General features: G+C 45.3%; 24 protein-coding genes, 2 tRNA genes and 1 pseudogene. 5 read left to right on the forward strand and 22 right to left on the reverse strand.

Annotated elements, in window-relative coordinates:
- The first annotated feature begins 134 nt into the window (after nt 1-134).
- The 3 genes from C0638_RS24700 to C0638_RS24710 are packed head-to-tail and all read left to right on the forward strand — an operon-like array spanning nt 135 to nt 2,564.
- The gene (locus C0638_RS24700) at nt 135-914 is read left to right on the forward strand and encodes a helix-turn-helix domain-containing protein (RefSeq protein WP_058711461.1); all 780 of its coding nucleotides are present in this window, start codon (nt 135-137) and stop codon (nt 912-914) included.
- Complete coding sequence (locus C0638_RS24705) at nt 911-1,576, forward strand: GNAT family N-acetyltransferase (RefSeq protein ID WP_058711462.1); 666 nt, start codon at nt 911-913, stop codon at nt 1,574-1,576. Before C0638_RS24700 ends, C0638_RS24705 begins: the two co-directional genes overlap by 4 nt.
- Nucleotides 1,560-2,564: an alpha/beta hydrolase family protein gene (locus C0638_RS24710; protein ID WP_058711463.1), complete on the forward strand. Its 1,005-nt coding sequence runs from the start codon at nt 1,560-1,562 to the stop codon at nt 2,562-2,564. Before C0638_RS24705 ends, C0638_RS24710 begins: the two co-directional genes overlap by 17 nt.
- Here C0638_RS24710 and C0638_RS24715 read toward each other — a convergent pair.
- From C0638_RS24715 to nrdR, 4 genes are all read right to left on the reverse strand, one after another.
- Nucleotides 2,551-2,877 carry a GNAT family N-acetyltransferase gene (locus C0638_RS24715; RefSeq protein WP_058711464.1) on the reverse strand — a complete coding sequence of 109 codons (327 nt, stop codon included), beginning with the start codon at nt 2,875-2,877 and terminating at the stop codon, nt 2,551-2,553. The two genes, C0638_RS24710 and C0638_RS24715, sit on opposite strands and share 14 nt — an antisense overlap.
- 331 nt (nt 2,878-3,208) lie before the next feature.
- Nucleotides 3,209-3,281 (reverse strand) — tRNA-Lys (locus C0638_RS24720).
- A gap of 11 nt (nt 3,282-3,292) precedes the next feature.
- Nucleotides 3,293-3,368: transfer RNA gene (locus C0638_RS24725), tRNA-Ala, on the reverse strand.
- 130 nt (nt 3,369-3,498) lie between these two features.
- Nucleotides 3,499-3,966, reverse strand: a complete 468-nt coding sequence (nrdR, locus tag C0638_RS24730; RefSeq protein ID WP_013370366.1) for a transcriptional regulator NrdR — start codon at nt 3,964-3,966, stop codon at nt 3,499-3,501.
- A gap of 105 nt (nt 3,967-4,071) precedes the next feature.
- Between nrdR and C0638_RS24735 the strand changes: the two genes are divergently transcribed.
- Nucleotides 4,072-4,296 carry an alpha/beta-type small acid-soluble spore protein gene (locus C0638_RS24735; RefSeq protein WP_013309613.1) on the forward strand — a complete coding sequence of 75 codons (225 nt, stop codon included), beginning with the start codon at nt 4,072-4,074 and terminating at the stop codon, nt 4,294-4,296.
- 118 nt (nt 4,297-4,414) lie between these two features.
- Here the strand turns inward: C0638_RS24735 and C0638_RS24740 are convergent, their stop codons facing one another.
- The 15 genes from C0638_RS24740 to citZ all read right to left on the reverse strand — a co-directional run bounded on the left by C0638_RS24740 (nt 4,415) and on the right by citZ (nt 21,239).
- Nucleotides 4,415-4,978 carry a lytic transglycosylase domain-containing protein gene (locus C0638_RS24740; protein WP_013370365.1) on the reverse strand — a complete coding sequence of 188 codons (564 nt, stop codon included), beginning with the start codon at nt 4,976-4,978 and terminating at the stop codon, nt 4,415-4,417.
- Nucleotides 4,975-5,571, reverse strand: a complete 597-nt coding sequence (coaE, locus tag C0638_RS24745) for a dephospho-CoA kinase (RefSeq protein ID WP_013370364.1) — start codon at nt 5,569-5,571, stop codon at nt 4,975-4,977. The genes C0638_RS24740 and coaE overlap by 4 nt, the downstream gene beginning before the upstream one ends.
- A 10-nt stretch (nt 5,572-5,581) precedes the next feature.
- A complete protein-coding gene (locus C0638_RS24750) occupies nt 5,582-6,379 on the reverse strand; it encodes an MntP/YtaF family protein (protein WP_040101711.1) in 798 nt (265 codons plus the stop codon).
- A 112-nt stretch (nt 6,380-6,491) separates the two neighbouring features.
- Complete coding sequence (gene mutM, locus C0638_RS24755) at nt 6,492-7,322, reverse strand: DNA-formamidopyrimidine glycosylase (RefSeq protein ID WP_058711465.1); 831 nt, start codon at nt 7,320-7,322, stop codon at nt 6,492-6,494.
- A 71-nt stretch (nt 7,323-7,393) separates the two neighbouring features.
- Nucleotides 7,394-10,048 (reverse strand): DNA polymerase I, encoded by a 2,655-nt coding sequence (gene polA, locus C0638_RS24760; protein WP_058711466.1) that lies wholly within the window; start codon nt 10,046-10,048, stop codon nt 7,394-7,396.
- Between the two features lie 175 nt (nt 10,049-10,223).
- Nucleotides 10,224-10,883: a phosphate signaling complex protein PhoU gene (gene phoU / locus C0638_RS24765; RefSeq protein ID WP_016819636.1), complete on the reverse strand. Its 660-nt coding sequence runs from the start codon at nt 10,881-10,883 to the stop codon at nt 10,224-10,226.
- Nucleotides 10,884-10,922: 39 nt separating this feature from the next.
- Entirely contained in the window at nt 10,923-11,681 is a 759-nt protein-coding gene (pstB, locus tag C0638_RS24770) for a phosphate ABC transporter ATP-binding protein PstB (protein ID WP_013370358.1), read from the reverse strand.
- Nucleotides 11,682-11,808: 127 nt separating this feature from the next.
- Nucleotides 11,809-12,933, reverse strand: coding sequence for a methyl-accepting chemotaxis protein (locus C0638_RS24775; RefSeq protein WP_058711467.1), 1,125 nt, complete (start codon nt 12,931-12,933; stop codon nt 11,809-11,811).
- A gap of 157 nt (nt 12,934-13,090) precedes the next feature.
- A complete protein-coding gene (locus tag C0638_RS24780) occupies nt 13,091-13,822 on the reverse strand; it encodes a response regulator transcription factor (RefSeq protein WP_013370356.1) in 732 nt (243 codons plus the stop codon).
- Nucleotides 13,823-13,950: 128 nt separating this feature from the next.
- Nucleotides 13,951-15,753 (reverse strand): two-component system histidine kinase PnpS, encoded by a 1,803-nt coding sequence (gene pnpS / locus C0638_RS24785; protein ID WP_013370355.1) that lies wholly within the window; start codon nt 15,751-15,753, stop codon nt 13,951-13,953.
- A 121-nt stretch (nt 15,754-15,874) separates the two neighbouring features.
- On the reverse strand, nt 15,875-16,744 hold the full coding sequence (locus C0638_RS24790; protein ID WP_058711470.1) for an SDR family oxidoreductase: 870 nt from the start codon (nt 16,742-16,744) through the stop codon (nt 15,875-15,877).
- A gap of 213 nt (nt 16,745-16,957) precedes the next feature.
- Nucleotides 16,958-17,374, reverse strand: coding sequence for a hypothetical protein (locus tag C0638_RS24795; RefSeq protein WP_044785435.1), 417 nt, complete (start codon nt 17,372-17,374; stop codon nt 16,958-16,960).
- A gap of 351 nt (nt 17,375-17,725) precedes the next feature.
- Nucleotides 17,726-18,667 carry a malate dehydrogenase gene (gene mdh, locus C0638_RS24800; RefSeq protein WP_025676256.1) on the reverse strand — a complete coding sequence of 314 codons (942 nt, stop codon included), beginning with the start codon at nt 18,665-18,667 and terminating at the stop codon, nt 17,726-17,728.
- Between the two features lie 16 nt (nt 18,668-18,683).
- Nucleotides 18,684-19,979: an NADP-dependent isocitrate dehydrogenase gene (gene icd, locus C0638_RS24805; RefSeq protein ID WP_016819629.1), complete on the reverse strand. Its 1,296-nt coding sequence runs from the start codon at nt 19,977-19,979 to the stop codon at nt 18,684-18,686.
- Between the two features lie 147 nt (nt 19,980-20,126).
- Entirely contained in the window at nt 20,127-21,239 is a 1,113-nt protein-coding gene (gene citZ / locus C0638_RS24810; RefSeq protein ID WP_013370349.1) for a citrate synthase, read from the reverse strand.
- Between the two features lie 344 nt (nt 21,240-21,583).
- Between citZ and ytvI the strand changes: the two genes are divergently transcribed.
- Entirely contained in the window at nt 21,584-22,702 is a 1,119-nt protein-coding gene (gene ytvI, locus C0638_RS24815) for a sporulation integral membrane protein YtvI (RefSeq protein ID WP_025676254.1), read from the forward strand.
- A gap of 28 nt (nt 22,703-22,730) precedes the next feature.
- Here the strand turns inward: ytvI and C0638_RS24820 are convergent, their stop codons facing one another.
- From C0638_RS24820 to pelA, 3 genes and pseudogenes are all read right to left on the reverse strand, one after another.
- Nucleotides 22,731-23,129, reverse strand: a complete 399-nt coding sequence (locus C0638_RS24820; protein ID WP_013370347.1) for an FxsA family protein — start codon at nt 23,127-23,129, stop codon at nt 22,731-22,733.
- A complete protein-coding gene (locus C0638_RS24825) occupies nt 23,126-23,644 on the reverse strand; it encodes an acyl-CoA thioesterase (protein ID WP_044785433.1) in 519 nt (172 codons plus the stop codon). The genes C0638_RS24820 and C0638_RS24825 overlap by 4 nt, the downstream gene beginning before the upstream one ends.
- A gap of 136 nt (nt 23,645-23,780) precedes the next feature.
- Nucleotides 23,781-24,989, reverse strand: a pseudogene (gene pelA / locus C0638_RS24830) (pectate lyase).
- Nucleotides 24,990-25,080 lie beyond the last annotated feature (91 nt).

Raw genomic sequence — 25,080 nt, forward strand, 5'->3', positions numbered from 1 at the left:
CTCACTAATCTTATGATTATAACGGGTTATGAACGAGAGGTAAACTCTGCGGATATTTTCTATTGACCATAGGTCTGACCTAAGGTTTATAGTGAAGTTATTCAATTATCAATTATGAGTAAGGAGACCTATCATTGAAAAAACACATAACGATCAGCCAGCTTGCTCAGCTCATGAATGTATCTGTACATCAGCTGCGGTATTTTGAGGAAAAGGGGATCCTTTATCCGTTATACACAGATGAAAATCAATATCGAATGTACGGACTTCATGAAATTTATCAACTTTCCCATATTTTAATGCTACGTAAACTAAACATCCCTGTCGGTCAAATTGAAGAATGTATGACTTCCTACACTGCCGATGATTACAACCAGCTTTTAGAACATTCGTTACAGAAGGTACAGGATGAAATCGCTAACTTAAAGTTGCTCGAACAGTTTATTCACAAAGTGCTAAAAGAACATCATACCCTTACCCAGCAGAACAATGAGTATCGACTCAAGCTGCAGGGCACTCGACATTTAAAGCTGTGGTTTGCATTGGAGAGTGATCAAGAACTCACGGCCAGGAATCTATTTGAGCAGCGGCCTGCCCCGCCACAATTATTTGAAAATGATCTACATTATCTATCTGATTCTGGAGAGGTGAAGCTATATTATGAAACGACATCAGGAACAGCTGACTACATTCTGGAAGAAGGTACCTATCTCTACAAGCATTTCTCCGCCACTGAAGACGCTGAGATAGGACACCAAGTCCAACAACTGGAGCATTATGCGACCCAGCACCAGTATGAATGCTTAAGCAAAATCATTGTGGTGGAAAAATCCTATCTATCCATATTTGACAGCAACGAGCTGCAATATGAGATTCAAGTACAAATTTCGGATGTGCAGGAGGACGTTACATGAGTCCACAATCCTATGACATTGTTGCTTATCAAGAGCAAGACCATGAAGCCGTATGTAAGCTCTTAGTGGAATCATTTAAAGCAAAATTTCAAGTTCTTGTTGCACTGGAGGATCAAGATATACAGCGTTTATTAATGCAGGTTTGGGTTCAAAATGCTAATTGTATATCTATGAAACAATTTGTCGCCAAAGAGAACGAAGATGTTGTTGGTGTCCTTTCGCTCAAATGGAAGGCTCCCTCCTCTTCACTTCCTATAGCCAATCTCATTTCTTTGGCTCCGCTTATAAAACAATTTGGCTGCTTTAATGTATTTAAATTTTTGACAGGCATGCATGCGCTGGAATATAAGCCTGCCATAGATGAGTGTTACATAGATCATTTGGCGATTCGCTCAAGTCATCGCAATCAGGGGATCGGGCGACGTTTTTTAGCTTTCGCACAGCAGTTTACGGTTGAATCCGGTTTCCATGCGTTGACACTTCATGTAGCACATAAGAACCAGCAGGCTATTCGTTTGTACCACAATCTAGCGTTTGAAATAGAGCAGTCCCAATATAATTATTGGCGGCATTTTTGGTTCAAGGAGCCTGTATGGCATCTAATGAGCTGGAAAGAACGAAACTGCAATCGAGGAGAGAACAGCATTGAACAAAACATATAGGCTTACCCTTGGTATTGTGGCAGGTCTGGTTGTTGCCTTGATATTGATTGTTTTATATCAAAATTCCTACAAGATGACGGAAGAAAAAATACAAATTGCGACTCCCAAAGGAGTATTAACAGGTACACTGGCTTTGCCTAAGAACTACTCGGGAAAGATTGGACTGGTTGTTTTTGTCCATGGAGATGGTCCAATCAATGACACCTATGATGATGGATACAAACCACTGTGGGAAAGGTTCGCTTCTAAGGGCTATGCTTCCTTATCCCTGAATAAGCCCGGTATTAACGGCGCTCCAGGCAATTGGCTGGAGCAGAGCATGGAGGACCGGGCACAGGAGATTCGATATGCAGTTGACTGGGCCAAAACCTTACCGATGATTGATAAGCACAAAATCGGCCTATGGGGAGCCAGTCAAGCTGGCTGGGTCATTCCGAAAATCGTTAAAGAGGAGCATGATATTGCATTCAGCATCCTTGTATCGCCGGCCGTGAATTGGATTACACAAGGGCAATTTAACACCAGGAAAGAGTTGGAACAAGAAGGAGCTAGCCCGCAGCAAATTAAAAAGAGACTGGACTACGACCAAAAGATTCTACAACTACTGAAAAAACATGCTTCCTATGAAAAGTACCTAAGCATGGCCGATCCTGAGAATATAATTCCCAAAGAAAGATGGAGCTTTATAGGCAAAAATTTTCGTTCTGATTCTACGGAAGAATTAAGCTACTTAAAATCCCCAGTACTCTTGGTTCTGGCTGGAAAAGATATGAACGTAGATGTAAAAGACACCGAGCGAGTATATCGCCAAAAGATATCTCCAGAGCTGCTGTCTGTCATTCATTTGCCTGAAGTTGACCATTCCATGATGAATGAACAAATCGCACATTCCAAGCCCCTAACCTTCTTAACAGCCATATTTGCCCCGAGACAATTGGTGAATAGTGAGTACCTGAAGATTCTTGCCGATTATGTCAGTCAGCATTAAACAATGATATTCTTTTTTTCCATATTTCTTTGGAATAGGCTAATGAAAACCCCATCGAAAAGATTCTTTCTACACCTTTGTCCTTGACTCTTTTTATGGCTTCATAAATAACGGCTTTTCCAAGCCCCATTTTTCTATACTTCGGTATCGTACCTACAGGCTCCAGTATTCCTATTTTATTTAGCTCGTCGTACCAGAGAGTAGTGAAAGAAGCAACTTCATTCGCATCCGAAATTCTAAACCCGTTTGGTAATTCCAGCTTTACATCATGCGGTACATTCATATAGGACGTCGTTTCTTTCCCATCCTGCAAGATGTACCCTCTTTTTTTCAAAAGCTCCTTCAGTTGCTCTCCATCCTCGTTTACGATTATATCTAAAGTAGCTACATTCTCACCATGTAAAGCTATTTCAATTCAGCATAATCTATTAATTCATTTAGAAATTCATTTGAAGGAACTCAACTCATTTGTAAAATATGAACTGCGTTGAAACAACGATCAAAGTTACACTCACAAACAATGGGTTGCTATTTATAATCAAACTCGATAAGCGCTCATTCAACCCTTACCTGTCCTTGGTTAGGCTGGGAACAGATCTATGAACAACAAAAAAAACGGCATTTCTGCCGTTTTTTCTAAAGAATGGACTCTCAGGGACTCGAACCCTGGACCAATTGATTAAGAGTCAACTGCTCTACCAACTGAGCTAAGAGTCCATATAAAATTATGGTGGAGCCTAGGGGGATCGAACCCCTGACCTCATCGCTGCCAGCGATGCGCTCTCCCAGCTGAGCTAAGGCCCCGTCACATGTAAATGAATTAACGTTTCAAGCGACTTCTATATCATATAAAATATTCGACCCTGTGTCAATACTTTTATAAAAAAAATATAATCCTCTTCCCACCACGGCCCTAAAAAGATACAGTCAGCGATCAGTCGCTGTCTGTATCTTTGGATAACAGTGTTTTCAGTTCCTTCATAAACATATTGATGTCTTTGAACTGCCGATAGACGGAGGCAAAGCGTACGTAGGCGACTTCATCCACCGGATAGAGCTGTTCCATGACTAGCTCACCAATCTGCTGGCTATCCACCTCTGTGGCTGCTGTGTTGCGTATAGCGTTCTCCACCTGAGATACGATCAGATCAAGTTGCTCGACTGATACTGGACGCTTTTCACAGGCTCGAATGAGACCGCGCAGCATTTTATCACGGCTAAACTCTTCACGGCTGCCATCTTTTTTGATGACCATCAGTGGGGTCTCTTCTACCATTTCAAAGGTGGTAAAACGCCTGGCACACTGTTCGCATTCGCGACGGCGGCGGATGGACTTATTATCATTCGCTGGTCGCGAATCCAACACTTTCGTGCCATTGTAGGCACAATATGGGCACTTCATAATCTCATCACTTCCTTTTTCCAATAAATTCCCGAAGCTTTTTAGTAATAATTTTGTCGAAACGGATCATAATATGTTTACCACGTCGCGAGGAGGTGAACAACAATGGCACAAGGAAACAATGGCAACTCCAACAACCTGGTAGTCAGCAGATCCTCCGGTGCTCTGGAGCAAATGAAATATGAAATCGCTCAAGAGCTGGGGATCAGCATTCCTCAAGATGGATACCAAGGCAACATGACTTCCTATGAGAACGGTTCGATCGGGGGCTACATCACAAAACGCCTCGTAACGATCGCCGAACAACAATTGGCAGGTCAATACCAATAATCTCGGTAATAATCAAGAAGTAATACGAAAAAGTGTAGGGATAGGCTGCTAAAAACAGCCTGTCCTGCGCTTTTTTCATTTTAAAGCGAAAAGGCTCATATTGTCATTAACCTGTCACTTAAAACTCATTATAAATTTTTGTATATTGCCTGTAATAGTAGATGACTCGCTGTACATAATGCCGTGTCTCACCAAAAGGGATTTGCTTAATGGACTCTTCTTTGCCATCCCACACCCCTTGATCCAGCCACTCCTTAACTTTACCTGGACCAGCATTGTATGCCGCTACGATGACCACAGGATTATCCTGAAACTTCATAGACAGGTTATGCAGATACCAGGTTCCCAGCTCAATGTTGGTGCCGGGCTCGTGCTTTACACTGTCCAGCGGGACCTTCTGAATCTGGGCACTGTCCATAATCCAATTGGCGGTATTCGGCATAATCTGCATAAGCCCCAGTGCACCCTTGTGTGACTGCTTGCTGGTTTTAAAGTTTGTTTCCACACGGATAATAGACGCCACCAAAAATGGGTCCACTTCATACGTCTGTGAATATTGCCGAATTTCATCCTTATATTGAATCGGGTAAAACCAGGACATCCAATTGGAGTTGAGGAACAGAATCAGGACAAATCCGACAAACAAAATGAGCAGGACTCTTTTCTTACGTAAAATGTTCATGCAAGTCCCTTTCGCTGCCAAAACTGATCAATTTGCCGCTTCGTCTCAGTCTGTGTTCCGCTATTATCAATAACAATATCAGCCAAACTTTTTTTCTGCTCGATATCCATTTGTGCGGACAGGCGAAGCTCGGCTTGCTCTTCTGTCAGACCGTCTCTAAGCATCAAACGTCGGAGCTGAATATCACGTGGTACATATACAACCATAATTTCCTCGTACAGGCTCTCCAGCCCAGACTCATACATTAACGGGATATCTGCCAAAACAAGCTTGTCCGGCTGCTCCCGTTCATAAGCTTCCATGCGCAGACGCATTTCCTCACGAATAGCAGGATGCGTAATATCGTTAAGTGCCTGTCGCTGAACAGGGTCTCCGAATACAATCTCTCCCAGTCTTTTGCGGTGCAGGGTTCCGTCACTGTTCACTATAGCTTGTCCAAAATGCTGTATGACCGCCGCCAGCACCGGATGCCCCGGAAGCATGACTTCCCGGGCAATGGCATCTGCGTCGATCAGCAGCGCACCCTTGGCGACCAAAAGAGCCGACACGGTGCTTTTTCCGGTAGCGATCCCTCCGGTTAATCCGATATTCATGCTCTTCACCTCATAACAGCTTCAATATGCCCATCATAATGAGTAATAATGCCGGCAATACACCGAGCGCCTTCATAAATCGAAATGCTGACAGGAAGAACCCTGCCCTCATACCAGCGATCAAAAATATACCACTGAATAACGTAATAGCCAGCGCAGTAGACAGGGGCTGAAAACCAAGCATGGCTGCACCTAATCCCGCTCCAAACGCATCGACCGATAATGCAATACCTAGCCAAACCGCTTCGGTAGCAGATATACTGCCGGAACGATCCATATCCGCAGCAGATGGGCTTCGAAGAATCCGAATAACAAGCCCCCATTTGCGGAACTCCAGCGAAAATAACGTTCGCTCCTCTTGCTGTAGCTCCAAAGAGGTTTCTCTCGGTAGGCCTTTTCCTGAGCTGCTTAGAGACTTTGTATTGGCATCCTCTGCACTTTTTTTCTCCGCAAGTGCTGATATATTCCCTGGATCAACCTGTTCCGTAAGGCAAAGATTCCCCGGGACTTCCGCTGCTTCCTCCGTCAAATCTTCCTTGCGGTGCAGAGCCTGAATCAAAGAGTAGCATCCGATACAGATCAAAATGACAGCACCGAAAACCGTCGTATATACAGGGGACAGGACACGAGATAGTAATGCGCCGAGCTGCATGGATATGCCGATCACTAAACCTGAACATACTGAGATGATGGCAATCGACAACAGTGGAATTTTCATTTTGCGCAGACCATATGTAACACCGACTCCGAAACTGTCCAAACTTAGCGCAAATGCCAGTAACAGCAGGGCTCCCCAATGATTAGCCACTCCAAATTCCCTCCCATTGCGAAGGCTGGGCCTTACAGCAACCTACTTCCTTCGCAGTATTGGTACTTGGAACAATATATGAGAGGGATGGGCTTGGGGTGACTGTGCCTGTTTAGCGCAAAGGCTGGCAGACCGGGCAATGATGTGTGCCACGTCCGGCTACGACGGATTTTTCGATCAATGTACCACAGTTCATGCAAGGCTTCGCGTTACGTCCATAAATTTGCAACTGATGCTGGAAATCGCCCGTTTTGCCCTGTCCGTTGACGAATGATTTGATGGACGAGCCACCAACCTGAATCGACGCGCCCAGCGTGGAGACAATAGCTTCATGCAGTATGCGAAATTGACTATCCGTTAAGCTTTTGGCTGGCTGTGCCGGATGAATCCCTGCCTTAAATAACGATTCATCTACATAAATATTCCCGATGCCTACTACATATGACTGGTTTAACAGCGCTGCCTTGATCGAAGTCGAACGAGTTCCAACAGCGGCACGCAGCATTTCAGGTGTAAAAGCCTCGTCCATCGGTTCCAAACCGAGTTTGTTTAGCGGCTTTTCCAGCAAATCCTGTCCTGCCGGAAATAAGTGCATCGTGCCGAACTGGCGCACATCCTGATAACGCAGCTCCGTACCATCTTTAAAATGAAAGATGACATGGGTATGCTTTTCCACAGGATCATCTTGTAAATACAATCCATAGCGTCCTTCCATTCGAAGATGGGAGACAAGCACCAGCCCGTCCAGCAAAATCCGAAGAAACTTACCGCGTCTCTCCACTCCTGTAATCCGGTGGCCGGCCAATTCCATCGCAAATGCGTGGATATCATCGGGACGTTGGATAATACGCGGCAAATTTACGGTTACATGATCTATATGTTTATCAACGATAAGCTCGTTTAATGTTCGTTTAATGGTTTCTACTTCCGGTAATTCCGGCATGATGTCTTCACCTCACCCTATATTATAACGGAAGCAACGTCAAATTGGGACTATCTGCTCATTGAAATATCTTACTTGGCCTCATACCAATTGCTGCCATAGCTGACTTCCGCTTTAAGCGGTACAGCCAATTTTAATGCAGCTTCCATGGTAGCCGGGACAAGCTCTTTCATCGCCTCCATTTCCTCAGGCGGAACCTCGAATACAAGCTCATCATGTACTTGTAGCAGCATGCGGCTGCGAAGATTGCGTTCACGCAGCGCTGCGTCCATCTGCACCATCGCCAGCTTGATAATATCGGCTGCGGTACCTTGAATCGGCGTATTCATCGCTGTACGCTCAGCGAACGAACGCTGGTTGAAATTGCTGGCGTTAATCTCAGGCAAATATCGTCTGCGTTCCAGTAGCGTTTTTACGTATCCATCCCTCTTCGCATCCTTCACAATATCATCCATGTAACGGCGAACACCTTGGAACACGTCAAAATACTGGTCGATAAAGCGAGCCGCTTCCTTCCGGGTAATATTCAAATTTTGCGACAGACCATAGTCGCTAATCCCGTAAACGATCCCAAAGTTGACCGCCTTTGCGGAACGACGCATATCGGAATCTACAGCTTCTGCTGGTACACCGAACACATCGGATGCGGTCTTGGTATGGATGTCCATATCGTGGACAAAAGCCTCTTTCAAACGCTCATCATCCGAAATATCAGCCAGCACCCGCAGCTCGATTTGTGAATAGTCTGCCGCCAAAATCGACCAGCCCGGCTCCGAGGGAACAAATACTTTGCGGATTTTGCGTCCTTCTTCGAGACGGATCGGGATATTCTGCAAATTCGGAAATTGACTGCTCAAGCGTCCGGTTGCCGCAACCGTCTGCCGGAAATACGTATGCACTTTACCTGTCTTCTCCGAAATTTCTTTAAGCAATCCTTCGACATACGTCGATTGGAGTTTGGCAATGGTGCGATATTGCAAAATATTTTGCACAATATCATGATATGGAGCAAGCTTTTCCAGTACCTCTGCATCGGTCGAGTACCCGGTTTTTGTCTTTTTAATAACTGGCAGACCCAGTTTATCAAACAAAATCTCACCCAACTGCTTGGGCGAATTAAGATTGAACTCTACCCCTGCAATGCTGTAGATCTCACCCACCAACGTTGCAATCTGGGCTTCAAATTCTTTACCCAAAGCGCGCAGTTCCTCTACATTCACCAAAATCCCCTGCTTCTCCATATCCGCCAGAATGCGTGATAACGGCATCTCCAGCTCATGGAACAGCTTGTGCATTTCCGTCTTTTCCAGTTCCGCCTGCTGCACGGGTACCAATGCTTCGATCACCGCTGCCTTACGTGCCACATGATCGGATAGTACATCCACGTCAGGAACTTTATATTTAGCTCCTTTACCAAACACTTCGTCATCTGGACGAATCGATGACAAGCCATACTTGGCTGCCAGTCCACTCAACGTCTGATTCGCGTCTGTCGGGTCTAGCAAGTATCCGGCCAGTTGCACATCAAATTCGGCTCCGGCAAACTCAATTCCATGCCAGTGTAAAGCCAAGTCTGTACGGTGCAAATCATGACCGCGTTTTTTGCGTTCAGGATCGGCAAGCCATTCGCGAATAGGGGTAGCTGCATCACTTTGTAGAACATTCAGTGTCATAAAGAACTGCCGCCCCGTTGCGGCAAATATTAAGCCTACAATTTCAGCATGATGCGGATTATCACCATGCGTCTCCACATGCAGCACATCTATGTTATTCAGCACTTCTACCAATTCGCTGATACGCTCTTCATCCAGCACAGTCACGTCTGCCGCGGCTTCCTCTACGCCAACTTCAGCACTGCCAACCTCGCCCGATAAGGATAAACGCTCCAGCAGGGACTTGAACTCCAGTTTCGCCAGAGCTGGTCCAGCCGTCTCTGCCTGTAGCCCGCTGAAAACTACATCTTCCAGCTGTTTGTCCAACGTTACATCCCGATAAATAGTCGCCAATTCCTTGCTCATTCGTGCATCGTCAGCATGTGTCTCCACGCGTTCTTTCATTTTGCCCTTCAGCTCATCCGTGTGCGCCAGCACCTCTTCGACTGAACCATATTGATGCAGCAGCTTGAGCGCTGTTTTCTCACCCACGCCCGGAATGCCAGGAATATTATCCGACGTATCGCCCATCAGACCCTTAAGGTCTATGATTTGCAGCGGCTTCAAGCCGTAACGTTCCTGAATCTGCTCAGGTCCGTACGTTTCCACCTCGGTAACCCCTTTGCGGGTTAAGCCGACCGTGACATGGTCTGAAGCCAATTGAAGCATGTCCTTGTCGCCAGTCACAACCAGCACATTGAAACCCGCTTCGTCCGCTGTTCTGGACAGGGTGCCTATAATATCGTCTGCCTCATAGCCATCCAGTTCAAATTGGGCAATGCCAAAGGCGGTCAATAGCTCTTTCAGCAGCGGAAATTGCTGGGACAGCTCCGGCGGCGTTTTCTCCCTTCCACCTTTGTAATCCTCGTACCCTTTATGGCGAAACGTAATTTTACCAGCATCAAAGGCAACCAAGATATGTGTTGGTTTGTGCTCCTCCAAAAGCCGCAATAACATTGTCGTAAATCCATACACCGCGTTCGTCTGCTGTCCGCTTGAATTCGTCAATGGCGGCATAGCAAAAAACGCCCGGTATATGATACTGTTACCATCTATAAGCATGAGTTTATCCATTTCGCACCTCACAAGTTCATCAATGCATTCGTAACGTTCTTACGTTTTACTCATTCCTCTTCCTATCTTAACATACAAGACTCTTTTTCAGAAAAAAACGGCTGTTTCCTAGCCAAATTTGCCTTTTGCTCAAAGACAAGTCTGGGTTGGAAACAACCGCTATATACCAATCGCTCTACTGGTTCAAATCTGGTCTCTCCCCTGTCACGAGATATACAGTGCTTTCACCGATATTCGTGGCATGGTCACCAATACGTTCAATGTACCGTCCTACAAGCAATTGCAACATGGCCTGTGAAGCCTCTGCTGGCTTTTCTACCATAAAAGCGTATAGATCGCTGATCATGTGGCTGTACAAGGAATCTACCCGATCATCCTCTTTAGCCATTTTGTAGGCCAGATCTGTATTTTCATCCAAATAGGATTTGATCGCATTGTCGATCATTTCTTTAACAATGGAAGCCATGTGTGGGATATCTACCAACGGCTTCATCGCCTGTTGCCCTTCCAAGCGAAGTGTGACCTTGGCAATATCAAGTGCCAAATCGCCCATACGTTCCAAATCACTGGAAATTTTAAATGCAACAATGATCCGGCGTAAATCCTTCGCTACCGGCTGCTGGGTAATTATGAGCTTGGAGCCCATATCCAGAATATTTTCTTCCATTGTATTGAGGGATGCATCATTTTTGACTACCTGCTGGGCCATTTCTGTATTTTTGGTCTGCAAACATTCAATAGCCTGATCGAGCGCCTTCGAAACGTGTGCACCCATTTCGCGCAGTACGGCTCTCAGTTCTTCTAATCCTTCATCAAAACCTTTTCTACGTATCATTTCGAAGTCACCCCTTCTCGCATAATCATCAATTTGGCTTTAGCCAAAACGCCCGGAAATATAATCTTCCGTACGTGAATCCTGTGGCGTGGAAAACATCGTCTCAGTATCCGCTGCCTCCACTACAACCCCATTCAAAAAGAACGCAGTTCGACCAGACACACGCGCTGCCTGATGCATGTTATGCGTCACCATGACGATAGTATACGTGTCTCTTAATTCTTGAACCAGTTCTTCAATTTTCATCGTCGAGATCGGATCCAGCGCAGATGTAGCCTCGTCCATGAGTAAAATATCTGGCTGTACAGCAAGCGCCCGGGCAATGCATAGCCGTTGTTGTTGTCCACCGGACAAGCTCAGAGCAGAACGCTTCAGAAAATTTTTAACCTCTTCCCAAAGTGCTGCCTGCCGCAGACTTTGCTCCACCAGTTCATCTAACTTGTCCTTTTGCCGAATTCCATGCAAACGCGGGCCATAGGCCACGTTATCATAAATGGATTTGGGAAACGGGTTAGGCTGTTGAAAAACCATTCCCACCTGTTTACGCAGCATTTCTACTTCCATGGTATCGCCGTATATATCCTGACCTGCGATGCTCACGGTGCCTTCAATACGTGTTCCCGGTATCATGTCATTCATCCGGTTCAGCGTACGTAGCAAGGTTGATTTGCCGCAGCCGGATGGGCCGATGAAGGCTGTTACCGTTTTTTCAGGAATATCCAGGTTTATATGTTTCAACGCGTGGAATTTTTCATAATACAAATTCAGCTTATCAATCCGGATTACGGAATCATTCATGGATTTATGATCTCCTTCGTGTTGCAGTTATGGTCCTCAAGCATTGCACCTGATTTGCACAATATGAAGATTATATAAGCTGTGTGTAAATTCAGTGTGGTGGATTTGTTAACGGTATGTAAAATGATCAAGAACTCAGCATGAGTTCAAGCTCCTGTGCAATTCCGGCTGCATTCAAGGCCGCTTCTTCTGCGGAACGGGACATTTCGCTGTTTTTAGCCTCTATTTCATCGACTGCCTGCAATAATTTGGCAAACGTTTGGGTTCCGGCAGATATAAATTTAGACCCTGTATGAATCTGCTGCATACTCGTATCCGTCAGTTCAGCGGTATCACGCAGCATTTGCTCGATATGAGTGAGTAAGCCTGTAATCTGTACAGAAAAAGCTTTGGTCTGGAGTGACATATTTCGAACCTCTTGAGACACAATCTGAAAACCACGCCCGTGTTCACCAGCATGAGCCGCTTCAATGGACGCATTGATCGCCAGCAATCCGCTGTGATCTGCCAGTGCACGAATGGATGAAGCCATGCCCGCAATATCATTGAGCGATTGGGTTAACGCCGTCATCTGCTCATGCTGGCGCTTCATTTGCTCCGTCACTGCATGATAAGAAAGCAGAACATCCTCCAGTTCCACTTTGCCACGGCGGGATAATTCACTCATTGAGCGGGTTAGCTGCACACTGTCATCGGCCTCTTTCGCTGCATCCAGAACAGTCATCCGAATACGCTGGACTCCGTCATAGCTATGTCGAATCACATCGCCCCGGTCTTCGTCTGCTTCTCTTTGCATTCGCTGAACGACAGACAGGATATCACGAATTGTGAGTACACCGAGTAATCTTGTCCCTTCCTTTATTAGTAAACAATCGTAAAAACACTGATCTTCACGCATCATCGCCTGTTCTACAATTTCTGCTGCTGGACTTTTCAGATCCACAATTAATGTATTGGGATCGGCAAATATAGAAGCCGGTTTGTCATAGAACAATGCCGCAGCAAACCTGCCCGTAAAATGACGATTGTACGCATCTCTCATGATGATGCCCAAAGGAAGATCATTTTTATCCACGACGATGACACAGGGAATATCTTCCTGTGTTTTCATGAGTGCTAACAGTTCTTTGCAAGACATATCCGTGCCAATGATCGGAACCTCCCGGCATGGCACATAGGTAGTAATCGGCTTGAACGTTTCACGTTCAATCACGGCAGTGGAACTCGTCTGGGTCTTTGGTTCCGTTATCATCGTTCTGAAGTCCCCTTTTTTTAACTACTTGAAGTGACGGGAACATCATATCGGTCATTTGTTGATTTTAACGGCTATTTTTGTTAACTAAATGTAAAATCACAAAATGGACATAAAAGTCACTGCTACTGCCTGGAAAGAGAAAAACGCTCCTCATTTATAACAAATGAGAAGCGCTTCTTTTTTTATTTACAACCAGCTTGTACCCCACTCCACGGATTGAATCAATATGAACCGAGTCGGGATCAAGCTCCAGCTTTTTACGTAAGGAACTGACGTGTACATCCACTGTCCGTTGACCGCCGATGTAGTCAAAGCCCCACACGGCATTCATTAGATCATCCCGAGTCAGGACCACACCCGGCTTGCGGGACAAATAGAGGAGCACCTCAAATTCCTTCGGTCTTAAGCTGATGGACTGACCTCCAAGAATGACTTCATATTTCTCAGGGTAGATCTCCAGCTCGCCCAGTTGAATTTTGGAGCCATCCTTCTGTTCAGACAACACTCCTTCATCCCCTCCGGATGTTCTTCGCAGTACAGCCGTTACGCGGGCCAGTAGCTCAGAAACGCCAAAAGGCTTTGTGATGTAGTCATCAGCACCCGACTTCAGTCCTTGGACCACCTCAGCCTCCCCGTTTTTAGCGGTTAGAATAATGATAGGTGTTGTCAGCCCCTGATGGCGAAGTCTGCTGAGAATATCCAGTCCATTCATCCCCGGCAGCATCAAATCCAGCAGGATCAAATCGTAGGATTCTCTGGAGGCTCTTTCAAACCCAGCACTGCCATGATCCTCCGTGTCCACTTCGAAACCTTCTTGTATCAAATTGTAGGATAGCAATCTGGCAAGCGTTGGTTCATCCTCAATAACCAGCAAACGTTGTCCCATTAATAACTTCATCTCCTGTTTACCTGTTAAAGGCGCATTGGTCAAAATCCTGAAATCTTTTCCATACTCATGCGACACCCGTTTATTTTATCACGGCATTGTTAACACAATGTAAAAAATATTATAGTTCATTCTTCCTGTTGCAATAACGGTAATTCAACGGTAAACGTGGTACCCAAACCAAGCTCGCTTTCCACTGAGAGTGTACCATGATGTAGATCGACCAAGTGCTTGACGATGGACAATCCCAGTCCCGTTCCGCCCGAGTTGCGCGAGCGTCCTTTGTCCACCCGGTAAAAGCGCTCAAAGATACGTGGCAGGTCCTTCTTCGGTATCCCAATACCCGTATCACTGACTGTAAATACGACCTTTTCCGTGTCATTGTCCCGTTGTAACGTTATAACCTTGATCTTTACCTTGCCGCCATCAAGGGTATAGTTAATGCCATTAGACAAAAGGTTCAGGAAAATCTGCTGAAGCTTATCTTCATCTGCCTCCATAAACAGTTCATCCGGGATATCCATGTGCAGCGTAATTCTTTTTTTGGCAGCTACATTATTCAGTTTCTCCAGCAATGATTCTATGAATGATGAGATATGAATCGGAGAGCAATCCAGAGGGGACCGTTTGGACTCGATTTTGGAAAGCTCCAGAATATCGCCGATCAGTCGATTCAGTCGTTCACTTTCGTCATATATAATTTGCAAAAAGGAACGGGCCGTTTCCTCATCTTTAACCCCGCCACCAAGCAATGTCTCGGCAAAACCCTTGACTGCGGCAATCGGTGTTTTTAGCTCATGGGATACGTTTGCCACAAATTCGCTTCGCATATTTTCCAACCGTCGAATAGCTGTAATATCCTGCAACAAGAACAGCATCCCCCGGTATCCCCCTTCATCCTCATACATAGGGACACCATCCAGCAAAACGAGTCGTTCCTCAGGATTGTACAAATGCACCTCACCATGCAGCCTTTCTCGGCTTTGTATACTGCCCTCAATTAGCTTTGTGAGCTCATAGTGCTTCTTCAGCTCATGATACGGCTTGTCTGTCACCCGCTTACCCACGACACCGAGCATACGCTCAGACTCACGGTTGACAAGCGCTATGCATTCACGAGCATCAATCATCAGAATCCCGCCTGTCATATTACTCATGACACTCTGGAGGAGATCCTCATTGTCACGTATCGTTTTCATTTGGTTTTGGAGACTGTCGGCCATACGATTAATAGCTTCACCCAGTTGTCCTACCTCATCCCGGCGCTGTACACCGACCCTAGCGTCATAATCTAGTCCTGAAATGCGGTTGGCTACCCCTGTAATATGTTCAATGGGCGAGGTGAGGCTGCGAGCAATACGATAGCTCATCAGTCCAGCAGCAATAAACAGCAACACAAGACCGATCCCGATGGCCGTCCAGCCTCGCTGCATTCCCTCTTCCACCGCTTTCAGACTCATGGACAAACGGATATATCCGTCAAAGCCCTTGTCCGATACAACAGGCTCAGCGACGTATAGCATGTTTCGTTGCAAAGTTTCACTGTAGCGTATCGTCCGTCCGATTCCCTCCGACGTAGCTTGCCGTATTTCTTCACGCGATGCATGGTTTTCCATCTTGCGTGGATCGCTTAACGAATCACCCACCACCGTTCCATCCTTACGAATGAAGGTCACTCGCGAATCGGTCAGATGGGCAATTTCCTTCGCCTTCTGAGAATAATAGGAGACGTAATCTGTGCTGGATAGGGCATCAGCATTAACAAATGGGAAAGTAGCGCGAAGCAGGTCGATCTCGCGACCCATGTTCTCCTCTAGCACCTTCATATTCGAATTTTTAAAAATTTGTCCCATAGTGATCCCAGCAGCAAGGACAGATACGCCAATCAAAATCAGCATGATCAGGGTAAGCCTGAAACGAAACGATTTCATAGAAATTTGCCCATCCTTTTATGTAAGTTAATCTCATTCTACAGGCTACCTGCATTATGTTCCACTGTGAAAAGAAAAAAAGGCCGGAGCAAAAGACTGCCCCAACCTTTTCTTTATCCTCTTATCCGTTTACAACTTCACCGCCATTGATATGAATAACCTGCCCGCTTACATAAGACGAATCGTCTGAGGCAAGGTACACATAAGCTGGCGCTAATTCTTCCGGCTGACCTGGGCGCTTCATAGGCTGTGCTCCTCCAAATTCGCTCACTGTTTTTGCATCAAAGGTAGACGGGATTAACGGTGTCCAGATCGGTCCTGGGGCTACAGCGTTCACCCGAATACCTTGATCCGCTAAATTGAGCGAAAGGGAACGAGTGAATGATGTGATTGCCCCTTTGGTGGAGGAATAATCAATGAGTGTCTTATTCCCAGCATACGCGGTAATCGACGTTGTGTTGACGATCGCGCTCCCTTTCTTCAAATGCGGCAACGCCGCTTGTGTCAGGAAGAACATACCGAAGATATTCGTACGGAACGTGCGCTCCAACTGTTCTTTGGTGATATCCTCCAGCTTTTGCTGTGGATGCTGCTCGGCCGCATTGTTCACGACAATGTCGAGCTTGCCCAGTTCGTTCACCGTCTGTTGCACCGCTTTTTTGGCAAATTGGTCATCTCCGATATCGCCAGGAATCAACACGCATTTGCGTCCTTCCTGTTCGACTTGACGCTTGGTTTCTTCCGCATCCTTATGCTCATTCAAGTAGACGATAGCTACGTCCGCACCTTCTTTAGCATACGTGACAGCTACAGCCCGCCCAATTCCACTGTCTCCACCAGTAATCAGTGCAACTTTGCCTGTGAGCTTGCCAGCCACTTTGTAAGTTGGTTTTTCAAATTGAGGTGCAGGCGTCATTTTGGATTCAATCCCCGGTTGCTGGTCCTGATGCTGTGGGGGCAAGGTTTGCTGAGGTTGGTTGCTTTTAGCCATTATACATTCTCCCTTCAAAATCAGATATTTTTTAGGATGCAACATTTGCATCCACTCTACTCCTGATTTACCACACAAACTTATCGGTTAAACGAAAAAAGAAAAAACTAGCTATCTGAGCACACAAAAAAACGGCCTGTGCTTATTCTGCACAGACCGCTTTATTCAACGTTAGCCTTCGTCATTATTTAATTGGCCGATTAAAATGGTTCATTAAATAATATGGCTGTATACCATTAAAATCGTAATTAGAATCATGAAGACAGCCAGCAGCGTGCTGAACATCCGCATTTTACCAGTGTATTGCGTAATCGGCTGTTGGTTGCGAACCGCTTCCAGTGACAAGCGTAATGGCTTACCCATAGCACCAGCGATACCGGAAATGGCAAGAAACAACACCAACACAACAACGATCCATGCTACCGAATAAGAATCCCAAACAAAGATCATATAGATGCCGCTAATAAGCACAAGAATCAGTGCAAATTGAGCCAGACGGTTCAATAGCTGTACAGCCGATATCGTCCCTTCCTGCGCGCTTGGAGCCAATTTGTCGATTTTGCCCACAACAAAGGGAAGCAATAAATAAAAGCCCATTGCCAGTGATCCAATAATGTGAATAAAAAACATTCTTTACAACCTCCCAGTTCTTTGTTTTCTTACAAACTTTTTTTCCATAGAACGATCATATTCCAACGAATGACTAGCATCTTTGCAATGTTTTGGGACATGCTTTTCTATGTAACTATTAGTGCATATGAACTCTATTATACCGGGGAAGTGGATCAAAGCAAAGGAATAGGACGGGGAAAGTTTCAGCTTGGGGGGAGGGTACAAACCCAAACTGAAATTTTCAATATTAAATGAAAAGGAAGAAAACGAATAGACTATTAAAAAATAAAAGAGGTGGCCAGCAGCCATAACGATGGCTAGGGGACACCTCTTCAAGTAAAAGTATACTGTTTTAGTAGAAAATCGGATCTATACGTTGACTATTTTAGTCACATTGCGAACCGCTTCAGCGGATTCATCGAGCGCTGCTTTTTCTTCGGCTGTCAATTCCAACTCGAACACTTTTTCGATGCCATTACCGCCAAGAAGTGTAGGCACACCGAGGAACAAGTCCTGATAGCCATACTCTCCTTCCAGGTAAGCAATGACTGGAATAATCCGTTTTTTATCTTTTACAATCGCTTCTGTCATTTGCGCAAGCGAAGCTGCCGGAGCATAATATGCGCTGCCATTACCCAATAGGTTAACGATCTCTCCGCCGCCCACTCGTGTACGTTGTACGATCGCCTTGATACGTTCCTGAGAAATCAGGTTTTCGATAGGTATACCTCCCACGCTGGAATAGCGTACGAGCGGCACCATATCATCACCGTGACCACCCATAACGAAGCCGCGCACGTCTTCAACCGAAACGTTCAGTTCCTGTGCAATAAAGGTACAATACCGGGCTGTATCCAGCACACCTGATTGACCAATAACCCGATTTTTCGGGAAATCAAGCGTTTGGTATGCAGTATAGGTCATAGCATCGACCGGATTACTCAGAATAATGACGATAGAATCGGGCGCATACTTCTTCACATTCTCACATACGGATTTTACAATTCCTGCGTTCGTGTTGACCAAATCATCACGGCTCATACCCGGCTTGCGCGCGATCCCGGCTGTAATAATGACGATATCCGAGTTAGCTGCATCCTCGTAATTAGAAGTGCCCATGATCTGGGTGTCAAATCCCTGCACTGGACCAGCTTCCAAAATATCAAGCGCTTTGCCTTTAGTCGGATTCTCTAGTTGCGGAATATCGATGAGTACGATATCACCTAACTCCTTTTGAGCCAGCAGCAATGCGGTAGTGGCACCGGTAAAACCGGCGCCAACAATGGATATTTTTTTGCGTTGAATGGTCAAGTAGTATTCCCCTTCCTTACAGGTTACTGATAATGGTATCCGCGAACTCGGAGCATTTCACCTGTGTAGCACCATCCATCAGACGGGCAAAATCATAAGTTACAATCTTCTTATTAATGGACGTCTCCAGTCCTTTGTAAATCAGGTCAGCTGCTTCTTTCCAACCCAAGTGTTCAAGCAGCATGACGCCGGACAGAATTACGGAACCAGGGTTCACTACGTCTTTGTCAGCATATTTTGGAGCTGTACCATGTGTAGCTTCAAAGATAGCATGCCCGGTTACATAGTTAATGTTTGCACCTGGCGCGATACCAATTCCACCAACTTGAGCAGCAAGAGCATCGGACAGATAGTCCCCGTTCAGGTTCAGCGTAGCAATGACATCAAATTCAGAAGGACGAGTCAGCACCTGCTGAAGTGCAATATCAGCAATCGCATCCTTGATAATGATTTTGCCTGCATCTTCAGCTGCTTTTTGAGCTGCATTTGCCGCATCCTCACCTTCTTTTTCCTTGATGACATCATACTGGGCCCAAGTAAATACTTTATCTGCAAATTCTTGCTCGGCTACTTCATAGCCCCAGTTCTTGAAGGCACCTTCGGTAAATTTCATAATGTTACCTTTGTGTACGAGCGTTACACTCTTGCGTCCGTGGTCAACAGCATACTGAATAGCTGCCCGTACCAGACGCTTTGACCCCTCGGAAGACACTGGCTTGATCCCAATTCCTGAAGTTTCAGGGAAACGGATTTTATTCACGCCCAGCTCTTGCTGAAGGAACTGAATCACCTTTTTCACGTCTTCGGACCCTTCGGCATATTCGATCCCTGCGTAGATATCTTCTGTGTTCTCACGGAAAATGACCATGTCCACCAACTCAGGACGTTTTACTGGAGACGGCACACCGTTAAAGTAACGAACAGGACGCAGACATACGTATAAATCCAGTTCTTGGCGCAATGCCACATTCAATGAACGGATACCACCGCCAATAGGTGTCGTAAGTGGACCTTTAATGGCTACAATATACTCACGGATGGCTTCCAACGTATCGTTAGGGAGCCACTCACCGTATGTATTGAAAGCTTTCTCACCAGCGAATACTTCATACCAGGCAATCTTTTTCGTGCCGTTATATGCTTTTTCTACAGCTGCGTCCAGTACGCGCTTGGAAGCTTTCCAGATGTCGCGACCTGTGCCGTCACCTTCGATAAACGGAATGACCGGATGGTTTGGAACCTGCAGTTGACCGTTATCAATCGTAATTTTTTCGCCTTCAGTTGGGAGCTCAAACTTTTCAAATTTCGCCATAAGTTCCTTTTCCTCCTCAGATATGAATGGGTACAGGACGAAAGACATGATCTTTATCATAGACAAAAAATTATATCTCTCGCCGACCCTTCTATTGTACCTTATTTTTTAAATTCAGGGTATACAACCTCAATCTTCCTCCAAAGGTTAGCGCAACTCTGGTGACACATATTTTTGATCCATTGGGCCTGTGTATTCGGCACGAGGACGAATCAAACGGTTATTTTCATACTGCTCTAAAATATGTGCAGTCCACCCCGATACACGGCTCATAGCAAAGATAGGAGTAAACAAATCCCTCTTAATACCCAGCTGGGTATATACGGAAGCAGAATAAAAATCCACATTCGGTTTCAAGCCTTTTTGCCCTGTTACAATACTTTCAATTCGAACTGACATATCAAACAACGTAGTGTCGCCGTTCATTTCTCCCAGTTCGCGGGACATTTTGTGCAAATGCTTGGCACGCGGATCACCGTTTTTATAGACACGATGTCCGAAGCCCATAATTTTTTCGCGGTTATCCAGTTTGGCCTGAATATAGGAGTCCACCTGATCCAGACCGCCAATCTCCTCCAACGTTTTGGCAACAGCCTCATTGGCTCCACCATGCAACGGTCCTTTTAAGGCCCCGATGGCAGACGTGATCCCGGAATAAATATCTGATAAAGTGGCTACCGTTACACGCGCAGCAAAGGTCGAAGCATTCAATTCATGATCGGCATGCAGCACGAGAGCCTGATTGAACGCTTTAATAGCCGTCTCCTCCGGATCCCTGCCAGTCAGCTGATACAAAAAGTTTTCAGCAATAGAAACACCTTTTTTAGGCGCAATTGGTTCCAAGCCTTCGCGTATACGTGCTATGGCTGCCACAATTGTGGGCAATTGCGCCTGAAGCTTGACGGTTTTAGTCACATTGGACTCTCTTGACATATCATCCGCCTCTGGGTCATACAAAGCAAGAGACGATACAGCTGATCTCAAGGCAGCCATCGTGCTCAATTCTTTCGGGTATAACTTTAATTGAGTAATAATTTCATCCGGAATAGCAGCATAGTCGCTTAACTGGCTGCGAAGCTCTTGCAATTGTTCTTGGTCAGGTAATTTTCCAAACCACAACAAATAAGCTACCTCTTCAAAATCGGCGTTAACAGCCAAATCATCAATGTTATAACCCCGGTACGTGAGAACGCCATCTACGATAGAGCTTATGGAGGAAGTGGTCGCTACGATCCCTTCCAGACCTTTGGTCGCCGTCATCGTTACATCTCTCCTTTGTAAAAACATTGTGAACGGACTTGCAATGTAAACATTTTCAAAAGTAAGATATGTCTTTTAAATAGCTGAGTAATGTTAACGCCATATGTCAATATTTAAACCTTCTTTCACTATACTGGATTTTGTCGTTTATGTGAACATTGAGGGCTATTCCAACACATTCAAATGTTTTATCGCTTCTATAAAGAAATTTTTGAAACCCCTTACAAAAAATATGAGCTCATTTGCACTTTTTTACATAGGTCTTGTCTTACCCTCTCCCCGCATAAGTATAGTAGAGCACTGATTTTAAGGGACACCATCGAAAAGAAAGGAGTCGTGAGCGCTTGAGCCGGTTAATCCTGAATCGCATATTACGTGCTCTATGGGTCGTAATCGTGATTGTAGCTCTGTTGCTGGGCATATATGTGCTGTTCCCTCTCGTTTATCCTTTCCTATTCGCCTGGCTTGTGGCCTATGCTATGAACCCACTGGTCGTTTTTTTGCGTAACAAGGCTCGTATGCCGCGTTGGGCAGCTGTCACGGTCTCATTATTTGTATATTTAGGCGGAATCGCAATCATCCTGTCTGCTGCAATCACCCGCATGGTTCGAGAAGTGATTAAGCTGGCCATGACTTTTGACGGGCATATCGAGCGTTTTAAAAGCCTGTTTATTGATTGGACTCAAAGCGATTTGATCCAAAATATAATTATTGAAATCAACCATTTTATTCGGGATAATCCCGATTACCAACACACCATCAACAGCAATATTGATAAAACGACTCAAACCGTCAGTTCGGCTGTTACTACGCTAGTTGGTCAATTTTTTAATGGGGTTTTGAATTTACTAACCTCTCTGCCTAATATGGGAGCTGTGCTTATGGTTATTGTATTATCGGCCTTTTTTATTAGTAAGGATTGGGATCGACATTATCGGATACTTTCGAATACGGTTCCAGATACGATCCGCAAACCATTGTCAGATATTTGGCACGATCTGCGTAAAGCATTGTACGGCTATTTGCGTGCACAGTTTATTATCATTTCCATTACGGCATTAACGGTTATCATTGGGCTGTTCATCTTGCGTGTGGAATCGGCCTTTACTATCGGTTTGATGATCGGGCTGGTGGATTTGTTACCTTATTTAGGGGTTGGCATTGTGATGATTCCGTGGATACTGTATGCGTATATGTCAGGGAATTTAGCACTAGGGGTTGGATTGTCGATCCTATATGCCATCCTGTTGATTGGACGGCAGATCGTGGAGCCTAAGGTGCTGGCCAGCAGCGTGGGATTGAACCCGCTTCCCACCCTCATCGGTATGTTCATCGGGCTCAAGCTGTTTGGCGCTTTAGGACTCATTATCGGACCTGTATCACTCATCGTCCTTGATGCACTAAATCGCGCAAATGTCATTCAGGACTTGCGCAACTATATTCTTGCTGGAAGAGTCCGTTAGTCATGGATAGGGGATAACGGCAGCTCAGTCAAAAGCGCCGAAATGTAATACTGCCGTTTTTCATTTTTTTCTCCAGCCACTTTAATAAAAAACGTCGGTACAATACTCGTGTTAAAGGAAATACCAACGTAAAACCAATAATATCCGTTATAAATCCAGGGATGAGCAGCAAGCTCCCACCGAAAAACACACATAATCCATCTAGCATTTTACGGCCGGGCATTTGGCCCCGATTCATTTCATTTTTGGCATCGGCAATCACCTTTCGGCCTTCAAATTGCATCATGGCAGCGCCAATCAAGGTCGTCAGAATAATGAGCAGAATAGTTTTCCCCGCTCCAATCCAGTGACTTACCCATATAAACCCGTACAGCTCCGCCAAAGGAATGAGCAGCAGCAACAGCCACAGACGTTTACGCATCATCATGACTTCTGTCCCTCCCCGCCTGCAAAAGCAGACCTTAACGCAGTGTACAACTCAGGTAGTGCCTGATCGAGCCGAACGGGCTTCCAGTCGGTATTCAGCCACACATGTCGTGTCGTTCCTGTGACCAGCAGTTCTCCCGGCAGCGTGTCAGCCTCTGTCCATACCTTTCCCACATTCTTTTGGTGCTCCTCCTCCGTTACCCGTCGAACCTCATAAGTATAGTTCAAACGTAGTCTGGAGAAGTCCGTAATAGCGGTATAAATAGTAACTAAATCATCATATCGAGCAGGACTCGCATATTTCGCATTGATTTCAATAACTGGCAGCAAAACTCCCCGATCTTCCATACTCCGGTAGTTAAAGCCTGCCTGCCGGATCATTTCCGTACGCCCGATCTCAAACCAGTTTAAATAATTCGCATGATACACGACCCCCATCTGGTCGCTTTCCTGATAACGGACACGTAGAGGTGCGCCATACCATCGTAGTTGCGTTTGTTTCTCCTCTTGAGTCATACAAGCTCTCCTATCTTTGTGCATCTTTATCTCTATTTTGCCCTCTCTCCATTAAACCATATTTACCGCCTGGGAACAAAAAGAGGGCCGAACCATACGGCCCCCCCCTCTCAAAGCATTTACAATGATGGCTTTATTATTGTGGCAACGGCTTGGACAGTTTATAATATCCACTTTCCGAAGCCAGTTTCAGTAAGCTCTTCGCTTGACTTCCCGCCCAGGCGTAACCGAGTCGTCTTTCTTCACTAATTTTCATGATGTCCGTATACTTTTTGCCATCTCGGTCTGAGAAGAAATACTTATTGTCCTCCACATTGTAGAAACGATACCACATCACGCTTGATGCATCCTTTTGGAAAAACTCCGGACCTTGACGGTTGTATTTCATACCGTCGATCCGATTCATATCAAACCATTTCAAGGCACTCTGAGCAGCCTTTTTCACCTCAGCCGTCTGCGGTTGAGACATCAAGAAGGCTGTAATGCCTACCGATTCCGTAGTTGTTTTGGAAGCAAGCTCGAATGCTCGCGCAGGTACAGATTCATAAGTAACCGGATCATGCTGTGCTCCCCAGATTGTCGGTGTGCCATTGTTTACAATTTGAGCTTTAATTGTGTACTGTACGCCTTTATTCAGAGCCTGCTGAAGTCTGGAGCGATATGTATTGTCAAGAATATCGCTATCAAACGGCTGCCTTTTGTTTACAATGTCATCTGCCAGTACCATCACTCTAACCATTGCATCATCGTTGTAGGTTGCGGCATCAGAATAATTACCACGTTTAGGATATACCTGCGGCCAAGCACCGGAGGAATATTGAGAGGTTAATACAAAATCAATTGCTTTTTGTACACTGTTCTTAATGTCTTTGTTTTTGGTTTTTTTGTATACATCCGCTAAAAAGCGGATCTCGGTTGTCGTGGCCTCGTTATCAAACGTTCCGAGTTCAACACCATCCTTGCTCTTCCATGTAGAGCGAGCTGCCTTGCCATCCCATTTGGATTTATAATTTTTTTCCATCGCTTTGAAGAATCCGCCATGCGGCAATTGCCACGATACAATATTCAAGGCAAGCGTAGTGTCCTTGGATGTATTCCCTGTAGAAAATTTACTAAAATCACGATACTTGTCCAGCAAACTACTCACATTCACACTAGCCAATGGAACAACAGCATTTTTGTAAACGTTTGCATCATTGTACACGGCCTGGGTAACACTAGCACCTGCATCAGTCAAATTCTGCTCAGCTGCTGCCCATGAAGGGCTAACAAGTCAAGTTGTTAGGGTAATAGCCATTCCAGAAAAAGCAATCCATTTGACAGATTTTTTAACGTTAAACCTCATTGCAAACCTCTCCTTTAATTGGATTGTGGTATTACAAGAACTATTAAACACATGTATTATATGAAAATATAACCAAATAATCAATATATTT

This window comes from Paenibacillus sp. lzh-N1 (assembly GCF_002872435.1).
Classification (GTDB): Bacteria; Bacillota; Bacilli; order Paenibacillales; family Paenibacillaceae; genus Paenibacillus; species Paenibacillus polymyxa_C.